We start from the raw sequence: 12,345 nt of genomic DNA, 5'->3' as shown, positions 1-12,345 counted from the left end.
ATTAAAAAACTCACAAATAAAAACAGCAGTTCCAAACTGAAACTGCTGTAAAAATATTTTAATTGATTATTTACAATTTTCGTTATAATCGTAGATCACTTCATTCACGATCGAAAGATTATCTGCCATTGCATTGTCGATTTCATTTCGGATGAATTTTCCTAAACCTGATCTCTTTTTGGTGTCATTTTTCAAAGAACCGTATTCTCCTTTTGTTATTTTAGCTTTCACAACAGGACAGTCTGCGGTAATGATTTTTGCTTTTGCAACATTAAGTTCTTCAGGTTTTCCGCCTTTTTTGGAATAAACATACGCCGGATTTTCTCTCATTCTTTTGTTTTCCTCATCGGCAACTGCAATTTGTCCGCCTGCTGAGAAAGTAGTCGGGAAACCGTACACTTTTTATACTTTTATTTTTCCATCTGCCACAACTTCTGCAAACTGATTGCTTTTTGTCAGGTTGTTGAAAGCTTTCAGACCACCGCTTAAACCTCCATTCTGCGTGTTGTACGCTTCTTTGGTATTGGTGTATTTTATGGTCTCGAAAACTCTTTCCGTATTGTTGTCGATCGCCATATAACCTTTAAGATCATCTACATCATACGTTTTGAATTTTTGCTTTTTCTTTGAATTGTCAACGTCCGAAGTCGCAATGAATTTCACTTTTTTCTGATTTGTCCACGGATTCATTTCATCTCCGGCAAGTCTTACAATACCTTCGATCTTTTTTCCGCTTTTATCAATAATGTATCCCGGCTTTTCCCCGATTCTCATTTCATATTCCGTATTGTCTTCCTGCGCATAAGCATTGAAAGAAACAATACTGAATAAGCCAATCAATAATAATTTTCTCATATAGAATTGTTATAATTTTTGACAAAGATAATTTTTTACAGCTAAAATGAAATTGAAATTCGTTTTTTAACATACCACAAAAAAATCCGGAGAAATTCCGGATCTTTTATATTTACAGGTTTTAATCTATTATTGATACCTTTTGTGTTCTGTATTCTTTACAAAAAGTTTAAGAACAGGTTTGAAAGCTGCTTTGTATTTCTCTGCATCAAAAAGTTGAGAATCCGTAAGAGCTTTGTACGTCATCCATACTCCAAAAGGAAACAGAACCAGATTCGGAACCCATGCTGCAAGATAAGGATTGATCTTTCCGGACCACGCCATGTTTTCAAAGCCTACATTAATCACGTAGAAAATAATGAAAATAATAATCGCAATTACCACGGGAAGTCCCATTCCTCCTTTTCGGATAATGGAACCTAGACTCGCACCGATCAGAAAGAAAATGATGCAGGTGAAAGAATACGTCACAATTCTTTGCTGATAAATCACGACTTTGCTGTAATATTTTACGCCGGGATCAATTTCATTATTTTTTCCTTCAAGCGTACTTTTAAGATTATCGAGACGGTTATAAGCATTATCGATGATCTCCAGTTTTTTATTTCCTTTCACCGTATCAAGCTTAATGCTCTGCTTCGGTTTTGCCTTTGCACTGTTCTGTTTGGTATCCATATAACTTACCACAGAATTGGTCTGTCCCAAAACGTCGTTGCTTACGTTAGTGAAGAATCTCTGATTGTCTTTCTTTGTTTTATCAATCGTTATATTCAGTTCATTGAAGGTCTGGAAACGGTAATCATCCGTAATTTTTTCCTCTTCAATGGCTTTGTTAATGATCTCACTTACGTCGAAGTGAAGCGTTAGAGTATCAAATTTAATTACCTGATCGGGCTGTTTTAAACGGACATTTTCTCCTTTTCCGGCAAAATTATCTTCATAAACAAATCCGTTAAACAATTTAAGTTTTAAATAATTCGTATTTTCTGCCGGAGCAAAAACACCTTTCTGGGCAATTACAGTCTGCTGATTTTCATAGGAACTTGCTTTCTTATGAACAAAAACACCTTCTATATTTTCATCATTTTTACCGTAAATTTTATCGAACTTCACCATGTTTCCGGGAATCTGATCGATAAACTGTCCCGGTGTGAAATTCAGGGCAGGTTTGGTCTGCGCAATATTAAAAAGCATATTTTTCGCCTTTCTCTGAAAATCCGGAATAATATTGTTGGAGAAAAAATACAGCATGATGGAAAGTACAACGGTTACCCCCAAAAGCGGCATCATCACTCTTGTCAGCGAAATTCCCGCGGCTTTCATGGCGGCAAGTTCATACCGTTCCCCAAATTCTCCGAAAGACATAATGCTCGCCAAAAGAATCGTGAGTGGTAAAACCATACTGATTACACTTACCCCGAGGTAAAAAAGAAGTTTCATGATTTGCCAGTAGCTCAGTCCTTTTCCCATAAACTGACCCAGCTGAATCCAGATAATGTTCACAATAAAGATGAAAAACAATACGCTGAATATAAAGAAAAACGGTCCGAAGAAGGTTTTTATAATATATCGGTCTAGTATTTTTAACATTCGCCAAAATTAAACAAAAAGCCACAAAGTTTTCTTTGCAGCTCTTATATTTTATGAAATTTTTATAATTAAAAGCAAATCCGCGTATTCGCTTATCTGCTGATTATTTTTAAAGTTCTGTGATCAGGTAATTTTTGTATTTGTTTTTATCAAATGTAAACATTCCCGGATCCAGTGTCTGGTTTTCCTTGTACTCTTTAATCGCAATTACGGCAAGGTCTTTATTGTTTCCGTGCTGTTCCAGTTTTACCATCTGTTTTTTTGCAGAATCTACAAAAAGATACACATATTTAATTCCGTTGGATTTTACCGGAGTTAATTTAATGAAATCCGCATTTACGCCATCTACATTTTTCTTTCCTCCGTACGTTACATTGTAATCTTTTCTATAGGTAGAAAGATAGTTGATAGGGGAGAACATAGAACTGCTTCCGTTGGGTTTCGCTACCGTAACCTCCATATCTTCTGTATTAATGTTGTAGATTTTGCTCCCGTCGAAGATCTGCTCCGTTTCCATGATCTTCAGTTTGTATTTATCTCCTGCAGCATAATAAATTCCGGGTTCCGTTTTATCAACCTTTCCGTTGGTTCCGCTTCCGAAAGAAAATTTGAAATACGAATTTTTCTTAGAGTTATAATTAGCCGTAATATCATCAAGGATTTTTTTTGCCTTTGCATCAATCTTCTGTGCATTTGTAAATCCGACCGCTCCAACTACCAAACTGCTTACTATAACTTTTGAAATAATATTTTTCATTTTTATTAAATTCTTTAATCTTTAGACTTTCTTTAATGTTAAAAGTTAAACTGAAATTTCGCTTTAACTGCGCAGATCTTCCAAAAACTGTTCCAAAGAATGAAGGTCACTGATGAGAACCTCTCTTGCTTTTGCCCCGTTAAATCCGCCAACAATTCCGCTGGCTTCCAGTTGATCCATAATTCTTCCCGCTCTGTTGTAGCCCAGTTTCAGTTGTCTCTGAAGCATGGAAGTAGAACCTTGCTGAGTAGAAACAATAATTCTCGCAGCATCTTCGAACAAAGCATCTTTTTCGTTCGGATCGAAAGCTCCTACTGTACTCGTAGAATCTTCAGAAACGTATTCCGGAAGGATAAATGCGGAAGCGTACCCTTTTTGTTCTCCAATAAATTCTGCAAGTCTTTCCACTTCCGGAGTATCTACAAAAGCACACTGAAGTCTTAAAATTTCATTTCCGTTAAAATAAAGCATATCTCCTTTACCAATTAATTGATCTGCTCCCGGAGAATCCAGAATCGTTCTGGAATCCACACTGGAAATTACTCTGAATGCTGCTCTTGCAGGGAAATTCGCTTTAATCATACCTGTAATTACATTTACGGAAGGTCTTTGCGTGGCAACAATTAAGTGAATTCCCACTGCTCTTGCCAACTGAGCCAATCTGGCAATCGGTAATTCAACTTCTTTTCCGGCAGTCATAATTAAATCTGCAAATTCGTCCACCACCAAAACAATGTACGGTAAGTAACGGTGACCGTTTTCAGGATTTAATTTTCTTTCCGCAAATTTTTTATTGTATTCCTTTAAATTTTTACAGAATGCATTTTTAAGCAAATCATATCTCGTATCCATTTCTATACAGAGAGAATTCAGAGTGTTGATTACTTTATTCGTATCGGTAATGATCGCTTCTTCTGCATCCGGAAGTTTGGCAAGATAATGTCTTTCGATTTTTGAATACAATGAAAGTTCCACTTTCTTAGGATCTACCATTACAAATTTCAGCTCACTCGGATGCTTTTTATATAGAAGGGAAGTAAGAATCGCATTAATCCCGACCGATTTACCCTGTCCTGTTGCTCCCGCCATCAGTAAGTGAGGCATTTTGGATAAATCTGCCATGAAAATTTCGTTTGAAATAGTCTTTCCGAAAACCACAGGAAGATCCATATCTGTATTTTGGAATTTCTGCGAAGCAATCACTGAACGCATAGAAACCATCGTTGGATTTTTTCTCGGAACTTCAATCCCGATGGTTCCTTTTCCGGGCATCGGTGCAATAATACGGATTCCCAGAGCGGAAAGATTCAGTGCGATATCATCCTGCAGTTTTTTAATCGCTGCTACACGAATTCCCGCTTCCGGTACAATTTCATATAAGGTTACGGTCGGTCCTATTGTTGCTTTAATTTCGGCAATTCCTACGTTAAAGTTTTTCAGTAATCCGACAATTTTATTTTTGTTTTCTTCCAGTTCGTCTTTGTTGATCGAAATTTCTTCGTTTCCGTAATCTTTCAGCAATTCAACAGGCGGCATCTGGAATTTGGCAAGATCCAGTTTATGATCGTACAATCCATGTTTATCTACCAATTCCTGAGACTGTCTTTCGGAATCATCAAGAATATCGATAACCGGAGCTACTTCTACATTAAATTTAATGTTTTCCTGAGGTGCAACCGCAGTAACTGTACTTACCGGAATAGAAGGAGTCATATCAAATGCCTGTTCCGGACTTGAAGTCGGAACTTTAGGTCTTGAGTCGAGATTTAAATTAATGGAATTTGAAAAGTCATTTTTAGGTTCCTCATCAAAAGAAGTTTTATTCGGCGTTACAATCGGATCCAAATTGCTGGATACCGGAACTTCCGGAAAACCTTTTGGAACTTTTACAGGTTCAGGCTCCACCATTTTGGGAGCTGGTTTTTCTGCAACTTCCGTTACTTTTATTTTAGGTTGTTCTTCTTCCTGTTCTGTCGTTTCAATTTCCTCAATCAGTTCTTCATCCGCTTCAAAATTTTCATCAGAACTCGGCATCATCGATCTTACTTTTCCGATGGTATTTTCGTTGATATCATTTAATCTAGACTTGATAGAACTCGGACGAAGATTAAACTCTAAAATAAAATACAGAGCAATACTTGCAATTAAAACCAGCCAGAGACCATAAGAACCAATAATCGTATTCAGAGACTCCATGATCTGATATCCGTAAACTCCGCTTAAAACACCCTGTCCTTTAGTAATCGCTCCAAACAGAATCGGAAGCCAGCAAATGAAAAACAGGGAATGCCCCACCGTTTTCCAAGGTTTGAACATTTTCTTTTTCAGGATAACGGTTCCGAAAACCATAAATAAAAAGGCAATGATGAATGAAGCTACCCCAATACTTTCGAAAATAAAAATATTTCCGAGCCAGTCGCCCAGCTTTCCGAAAAGATTGGAAGATTTTATTGTTTTATCGAGCATCGTTCCTGCCTGACTCTGATCTGCCTTCCAGTTCATCAGGTAAGAAACGAACGAAAAAGTAAGCACTACAGAAAAAAGGATGAAAGTAAGCCCGAAAAATACTCTTGGCTTAGATAAAAATTTGCCCTTATCAGGCGATTCAGTCGGTTTGTTTTGTGTGTTTTTATTCATAATGTCAATTGGCAAATTTAATGTTTTTCCTACATTAAATGGATGCGCACAAGCTTAAAAAAGTAACTAATTTTTTCCTTATTTTAAAAGGAATTTTGAATTGATTTGGTTTTAATGATTAAAAATATTTAAAATAAAATGAACTGGAAAAAAATAATTCATCATTTTTTGCTGTTTAGAAAATTTGAATCAAATAAAAATTAAGAATGCTGAATAAATAGAGCTTGTCAATCAATAGTATAGCTTTTATGAATTCAATTCTGACGTTTTTACCATTTTGAATTTTCCTCAAAGGAAATTTACTTATTAAGAATCAATAAAAATAAGATTAAAAGCGGTCCCAACTGATAAATGACAGTTTTTTTTGGAGTCTTTGTGGTTTATCATCCTTATTTTTGCATGTCAAGTATATAAATCATGAAGAAGCTGCAAGATATTCTTATCTCGACCAGGACAATGGCTGTATTGTTACTGGTGTATGCATTTGCGATGGCTTATGCAACGTTCTTGGAAAACGACTACGGTACTCCTACAGCAAAAGCGTTAATTTACGAAGCAAAATGGTTCGAACTTATCATGTTCCTCCTCATTCTCAACTTCATCGGAAATATCGGAAGATACAGACTTTGGAAGAGAGAAAAATGGCCGGTTCTGGTATTTCACCTTGCTTTCGTACTGATCTTCATCGGTGGTGCAATCACAAGATACATCAGTTTTGAAGGAACAATGCACATCCGCGAAGGAGAAACATCTAACGAAATTGTAACGGATAAAAACTTCCTTAAAGTACAGATTGAAGAGAAAGGCGATGTTCTTAACTATAAAGACATTCCTTACTTAATGTCTCCTTTACACAAAGATCTGGAAGCAACCTACGATTTCCACGGAAAGCAGGTAAAAGTAGTTGCCAAAGAATATGTTCAGAGAAAAAAAGACAGTCTTCTGGCTGATCAGAATGGAGCAGAATATCTTCATTTGGTTTCCACAGGACAAACCGGAAGACAGAATATTTTCATCAAGCCGGGCGAAACAAAATCAATCAACGGAACGTTGGTAACGTTCAATAGAGCTATTGAAGGAGCGGTTGAATTTAAAAACGAAGGCGGGAAACTGTTCATCAAAACTCCTGTGGATGCAAGTTATATGACGATGGCAACTCAGGCAACGGGAACAACGGTGAAAGATGAATTCCAGCCTTTGGCTTTGAGAAGTTTATATTCCATCAACGAATTAAAATTAGTTGTTCCGGAAGGTCTCAAAAAAGGAAAACTGATGGCGATTGAAGGCGACAGAAAGAAAGATCAGAATGTTCCGGATATGTTAACGGTAGAACTTCAGGGTCCTAAAACAAAGCAACTGGTAGATCTTTCTGTTGAAAAAGGAAATCCGAATGCTTACAAACAGGTAACAATGGACGGACTGAACATCATGATCGGATTTGGTCCTAAAATTTACAATACACCTTTCTCGCTGAAACTGGATGATTTCGTAATGGAAACTTATCCGGGAAGTTCTTCTCCGAGTGCATACGAAAGTCACATTAAAATTGTTGATGAAGGAAAACAGACTCCGTTTAAAATTTATATGAACCACGTTCTGAATCATAAAGGCTACCGTTTCTTCCAGTCGAGTTTCGATCCGGACAGAATGGGAACCGTTCTTTCCGTAAACCACGATTATTGGGGAACTTTAATTTCCTACATCGGGTATACATTCTTATTCGGGGGAATGTTCTTTATGTTCTTCTGGAAAGGAACCCACTTCTGGAAATTAAACAAAATGCTGAAAGATGTTAACAAAAAGAAAGCAGCAGCCGTAATTTTATTATTGTTGAGTTTCGGCTTAAATGCTCAGAAAATTGAGACACATGGCACAACCGACGGAAGCAGGGAACACATCCATGTGGAAGGTGATAATCACAGTCACGCTCAGGGTTCAGAAACTCTAAAACCACAGGGAGCGCAGCCTTTTACAAAAATGAAAGTGGTTTCTGCCGATGAAATTATTGCAAGAAATAAAATCAGTGCAGAACATGCCGATAAATTCGGATATCTTTTGGTGCAGAATTTTGAAGGAAGAATCGTTCCGATCAATACCGAAGCTTTAGACGTTTTAAGAAAACTGTATAAAAAAGACGAGTTTAAAGGAACAGACGGAAAATCTTTAACAGCAAACCAGTGGTTTTTATCAGTGAATATTGATACGCCAAGCTGGACTATGGTTCCGATGATTAAAGTGGGAACAAAAGGCGGAGACGAACTGAAAAATAAAACCAAAGCAGACGAAGACGGATACACTTCTTTAATGAATCTTTTTCCTGCGGATGCGAACGGAAATTTAAGATATATCCTTGAAAGCGATTACAACACCGCGTTCCGTAAAAAACCGGCTGAACAAACCAATTATGATAAAGAAGTGATTGCGGTAAACGAAAGAGTTCAGATCTTTAACGAATTTTTCAGCGGTCAGTTTATGAGAATTGTTCCGGTAAAGAACGACGCTAATCACACATGGCATTCATGGTTGGATCAGAAAATGGAGCCGGATATGGAGTCTCAACAGGTTATGGGGCCTTATTTTGCGGAAGTTTTACAGGCTCAGCAATCAGGGAACTGGTCAAAAGCAGATGCGCAACTGGCAAAACTTTCAGACTATCAGCAAAAATGGGGGAAAGCTGTTGTTCCTGCAAAATCTAAAGTTGATCTTGAGGTTTTCATGAATAAAGTGAACATCAATTTCAAATTATTGATCTTCTATACATTAATTGGAGGATTATTATTGATCTTAGGTTTTGTTGAATTATTTAAGTCTAAAAAAGTTTTAAACAAGGCAATTAAAGTTATCATTGTTTTAGGAATTGTAGGATATCTGTTCCATTTCCTTGGTTTAGTGGCAAGATGGTATATTTCCGGTCACGCTCCATGGAGTAATGGGTATGAAGCCATTATTTTCATTTCTTGGGTAGGAATTACAGCAGGTTTATTACTGTACAGAAATTCCAATGCCTTAATTCCGGCAGCCGGATTTATGGTAGCTGTAATTATGATGGGATTTGCTCACGGAGGCTCAGCGCTTGATCCGCAGATTACGCCGTTGGTTCCTGTATTGAAATCCTATTGGCTGATTGTTCACGTTGCGATTATTACGTCAAGTTACGGGTTCTTTGCACTGTCGATGATCATTGCAGTAATCAGTTTGGTATTTTATATCATTTCAAATAAAGAAACCTATAAATTACATCATGATACAACGTTGAAAGAATTGGTAATTGTTTCTGAAATGTCTTTAACCATAGGTCTGTTTGCATTAACCGTAGGAAACTTCTTAGGAGGAATCTGGGCAAACGAATCTTGGGGAAGATACTGGAGCTGGGATCCGAAAGAAACATGGGCATTCATTTCCATTATGGTATATGCATTTGTTCTTCACATGAGACTGGTTCCGGGATTAAGAAGCAGATGGGCATTCCACGTAGCGACGATGTTTGCATTCTGTTCTATGGTTATGACGTATTTTGGAGTAAATTACTACCTGAGCGGACTTCACTCTTACGCAGCGGGAGATCCGGTTCCGGTTCCGGCTTGGGTTTATATCGGACTTGCAACAATGGCACTTTTATCTGCCGTTTCTTATTACAAGTTTAGAATTTTAAATAAAAAATAAATTTAAAATTTATCATACATGCGATCCCTGAAATTAATTTTTCAGGGATTTTTTTGCTTAGAATTGAACCGACAAGTCAGAAGAAATTTTAAAATAAATGATTTTTCATGTAAAAAAAGTTATACCTTTATGATATCAAAATAATATCAAATTAAAAAATCAATATCATGGAAAAAATCTTAAAACCAATGTCGGGATACCTTACTTTGGTCATTTGTCTTGGATTGTTTGCCGTTTCCGTTTATTTATTTGCAATCGGTGTCGATAACAGTGTTACGCTTGTCGTTTTATCATTATTATCATTTATTCTGTTTTGCTTTTTCATGAAAGGGTTAATGATTATTCAGCCTAATCATTCAAGAGTGCTGAACTTTTTCGGAAAATATGTCGGAACCGTAAAAGACAACGGTTTGTTTTTTATCAATCCTTTATATTCCTCACAGAAAATCAGTCTCCGTTCTGAAAATTTACAGGGACAGACTCTTAAAGTGAATGACAAAATGGGAAATCCTATAGAAATTGCAGTTGTGATTGTCTGGAAAGTGGGAGATACCTACAAAGCGGCTTTTGACGTTGAACGGTATTCAGATTTTGTTAAAATGCAGAGTGAAGCTGCGGTACGTCATTTGGCGATGAGTTTTCCTTACGACAATTTAGAAGACGATCATGCACCGATTACTTTAAGAGAAGGCGGTGAAAAGATCAACGCTATTCTGGAACAGGAACTTACCGAAAGACTTTCAAAGGCAGGAATTACCATTCAGGAAGCAAGAATTTCACATTTGGCTTACGCATCGGAAATTGCAGGAGCGATGTTGCAGAGACAGCAGGCAACGGCAATTGTAGCGGCAAGAACAAAGATTGTGGAAGGTGCTGTAGGAATGGTGGATTTAGCCCTGAAAAAGCTTTCAGAAGAAAATATCGTAGAGCTGGATGATGAAAGAAAAGCGGCAATGGTAAGCAATTTAATGGTGGTTCTTTGCGGCGAAAAAGCAGCACAACCCATTTTAAATGCCGGAACTTTGTATAATTGATAATTAAAATTTTCGCAATATTTGTCATTCCGTAGGAAAGCTGTGTATTTAGAAGAATAGCATTAGAAACGTCAATTTGAGTGAAATGGATGATTTATATTTAAAAGATTTTCACTCTACTGTACTCCGTTCTGAATGGCTAATAACCTTACATCTTTGCTGAGTGAAACGCCTTGGCGAACATAAAAACATAAAGTAGTTCAGAAAAATCTTTGTGCACTTTGCGTTAAATACAAATTAAGCAAAAGAAAAATAGAAAAAATGAAATCAGAAAAAGCTCAGAATCCTTCCGAAAATAAAGGCAAAAAATCTTTTGTTTTAAGGATTGATGAGTCTACTTTCAAGCTTCTGGAAAAATGGGCAAATGACGAATTCCGGAGTGTAAACGGACAGATTGAGTATTTGCTGCATCAGAGCCTGATTAATTCAGGAAGGAAAAAGAAAGAATAAAATATGGTCATTCCGAATGACCTTGAATCCAAAACAAAAGCTGAGAAATTTCTCAGCTTTTTGTATCTATATATCAATCAATTAATCAAAAATTCCGGTAATATAATCGGAGATCACCGTCCAGAAATTCTTTCCCAGAAAATAGATCAGCGTAGAGGTAATGATTCCTTTGACGGTAAAAAATATAATTCCGCCGATCCCGAATTTCTTTACCAGACTTTTCCATCTGGAGGATTTTTTTTCCTCTGTGGCAGGTTCGTTATTAATCTTATTATTTTCCATTCCTGAAATAAAATGATTCCTATACAAAGATAACTATGTTTATAATTAGTCCAAATAAAAAATTGTTAAAAAATTAAAATTTTGGGATTCGCATAATATTTCTATCTTTAGAGGAAACGAAAAGTAAAATTTTTATGTCTAAAAAAGTAAAGGATTTTGGGATCGAAAAAACACTCAAAAATCTAGGAATTAAGGATGAAAATAAGGGAACTTCAGTAGGCGGAAAATACTTTGCATCAGGGAAAACCATCGAAAGTTACTCTCCTGTAGACGGAAATCTGATTGCTAAAGTGAAGACTTCCGGAGAATCTGATTATGACAAGGTAATTGAGACGGCTGAAAAAGCTTTTAAAGAATTCAGACTGATTCCGGCTCCTAAAAGAGGGGAAATTGTAAGACAGTTAGGTCAGAAATTAAGACAGTACAAAGACGATTTGGGAAAACTGGTTTCCTATGAAATGGGAAAATCCCTGCAGGAAGGTCTTGGAGAAGTTCAGGAAATGATCGATATCTGCGATTTTGCAGTAGGGGTTTCAAGACAGCTTCACGGGTATACGATGCAATCGGAAAGACCGGGACACAGAATGTACGAGCAGTATCATCCGTTGGGAATTGTAGGAATCATCACTGCATTCAACTTTCCGGTAGCAGTTTGGGCGTGGAACACAGCTTTAGCATGGATCTGCGGTAACGTTACGATCTGGAAACCGTCAGAAAAAACACCGCTTTGCGCGATTGCGTGCCAAAACATCATGAACGAAGTGCTAAAGGAAAATAATCTTTCCGAAGGTATTTCCAGCGTATTGGTTGCAGATCACGAAATCGGACAAAAATTAGTGGATGACAAGAGAGTCGCTTTAGTTTCTTTTACCGGTTCTACAAGAGTCGGAAGAATGGTTTCAACAAATGTTGCACAAAGATTCGGAAAATCAATCCTTGAATTAGGCGGAAACAATGCCATCATTATTTCTAAAGATGCAGATATTGATATGTCGATTATCGGAGCAGTTTTCGGAGCTGTAGGAACGGCAGGACAAAGATGTACTTCCACAAGAAGACTGATTATTCATGAAAGTG

10 protein-coding genes are annotated in these 12,345 nt (G+C 37.0%); 4 read left to right on the top strand and 6 right to left on the bottom strand.

The window, feature by feature from the left end; genetic code table 11:
- Positions 1-66: 66 nt before the first annotated feature.
- From WFK35_RS14320 to WFK35_RS14300, 5 genes are all read right to left on the bottom strand, one after another.
- Positions 67-399, bottom strand: coding sequence for a hypothetical protein (locus WFK35_RS14320; protein WP_336733120.1), 333 nt, complete (start codon positions 397-399; stop codon positions 67-69).
- Between the two features lie 3 nt (positions 400-402).
- On the bottom strand, positions 403-855 hold the full coding sequence (locus WFK35_RS14315) for a hypothetical protein (protein WP_336733118.1): 453 nt from the start codon (positions 853-855) through the stop codon (positions 403-405).
- 129 nt (positions 856-984) lie between these two features.
- Positions 985-2,445: an LptF/LptG family permease gene (locus tag WFK35_RS14310; protein ID WP_336733117.1), complete on the bottom strand. Its 1,461-nt coding sequence runs from the start codon at positions 2,443-2,445 to the stop codon at positions 985-987.
- Between the two features lie 109 nt (positions 2,446-2,554).
- On the bottom strand, positions 2,555-3,202 hold the full coding sequence (locus WFK35_RS14305) for a LolA family protein (protein WP_087710051.1): 648 nt from the start codon (positions 3,200-3,202) through the stop codon (positions 2,555-2,557).
- Positions 3,203-3,265: 63 nt separating this feature from the next.
- Entirely contained in the window at positions 3,266-5,839 is a 2,574-nt protein-coding gene (locus WFK35_RS14300; RefSeq protein ID WP_336733116.1) for an FtsK/SpoIIIE family DNA translocase, read from the bottom strand.
- A gap of 417 nt (positions 5,840-6,256) precedes the next feature.
- Here WFK35_RS14300 and ccsA point away from each other — a divergent pair, with 417 nt between their 5' ends.
- The 3 genes from ccsA to WFK35_RS14285 all read left to right on the top strand — a co-directional run bounded on the left by ccsA (position 6,257) and on the right by WFK35_RS14285 (position 10,986).
- On the top strand, positions 6,257-9,502 hold the full coding sequence (ccsA, locus tag WFK35_RS14295; RefSeq protein ID WP_336733115.1) for a cytochrome c biogenesis protein: 3,246 nt from the start codon (positions 6,257-6,259) through the stop codon (positions 9,500-9,502).
- Between the two features lie 167 nt (positions 9,503-9,669).
- Entirely contained in the window at positions 9,670-10,536 is an 867-nt protein-coding gene (locus WFK35_RS14290; protein ID WP_076390292.1) for an SPFH domain-containing protein, read from the top strand.
- Positions 10,537-10,797: 261 nt separating this feature from the next.
- Positions 10,798-10,986 carry an Arc family DNA binding domain-containing protein gene (locus WFK35_RS14285; RefSeq protein WP_076390291.1) on the top strand — a complete coding sequence of 63 codons (189 nt, stop codon included), beginning with the start codon at positions 10,798-10,800 and terminating at the stop codon, positions 10,984-10,986.
- An 81-nt stretch (positions 10,987-11,067) separates the two neighbouring features.
- On the opposite strand, the gene WFK35_RS14280 is transcribed toward WFK35_RS14285, so the two are convergent.
- Positions 11,068-11,268: a hypothetical protein gene (locus WFK35_RS14280; RefSeq protein ID WP_308006112.1), complete on the bottom strand. Its 201-nt coding sequence runs from the start codon at positions 11,266-11,268 to the stop codon at positions 11,068-11,070.
- 134 nt (positions 11,269-11,402) lie between these two features.
- Between WFK35_RS14280 and WFK35_RS14275 the strand changes: the two genes are divergently transcribed.
- On the top strand, positions 11,403-12,345 hold a 943-nt coding region (locus WFK35_RS14275; RefSeq protein ID WP_336733114.1), incomplete at its 3' end, for an aldehyde dehydrogenase family protein.

Source organism: Chryseobacterium sp. VD8, from assembly GCF_037149975.1.
GTDB lineage: Bacteria > Bacteroidota > Bacteroidia > Flavobacteriales > Weeksellaceae > Chryseobacterium > Chryseobacterium indicum.
This window is presented reverse-complemented; position numbering and strand designations above follow the sequence as displayed.

What these genes read in the sequence shown, in the direction of transcription:
- WFK35_RS14285 (WP_076390291.1), top strand. Translation starts at nt 10,798, where the DNA reads ATGAAATCAGAAAAAGCTCAGAATCCTTCCGAAAATAAAGGCAAAAAA.
- WFK35_RS14315 (WP_336733118.1), bottom strand. Translation starts at nt 855, where the DNA reads ATGAGAAAATTATTATTGATTGGCTTATTCAGTATTGTTTCTTTCAAT.
- WFK35_RS14310 (WP_336733117.1), bottom strand. Translation starts at nt 2,445, where the DNA reads ATGTTAAAAATACTAGACCGATATATTATAAAAACCTTCTTCGGACCG.
- WFK35_RS14300 (WP_336733116.1), bottom strand. Translation starts at nt 5,839, where the DNA reads ATGAATAAAAACACACAAAACAAACCGACTGAATCGCCTGATAAGGGC.
- WFK35_RS14305 (WP_087710051.1), bottom strand. Translation starts at nt 3,202, where the DNA reads ATGAAAAATATTATTTCAAAAGTTATAGTAAGCAGTTTGGTAGTTGGA.
- WFK35_RS14280 (WP_308006112.1), bottom strand. Translation starts at nt 11,268, where the DNA reads ATGGAAAATAATAAGATTAATAACGAACCTGCCACAGAGGAAAAAAAA.
- WFK35_RS14290 (WP_076390292.1), top strand. Translation starts at nt 9,670, where the DNA reads ATGGAAAAAATCTTAAAACCAATGTCGGGATACCTTACTTTGGTCATT.
- ccsA (WP_336733115.1), top strand. Translation starts at nt 6,257, where the DNA reads ATGAAGAAGCTGCAAGATATTCTTATCTCGACCAGGACAATGGCTGTA.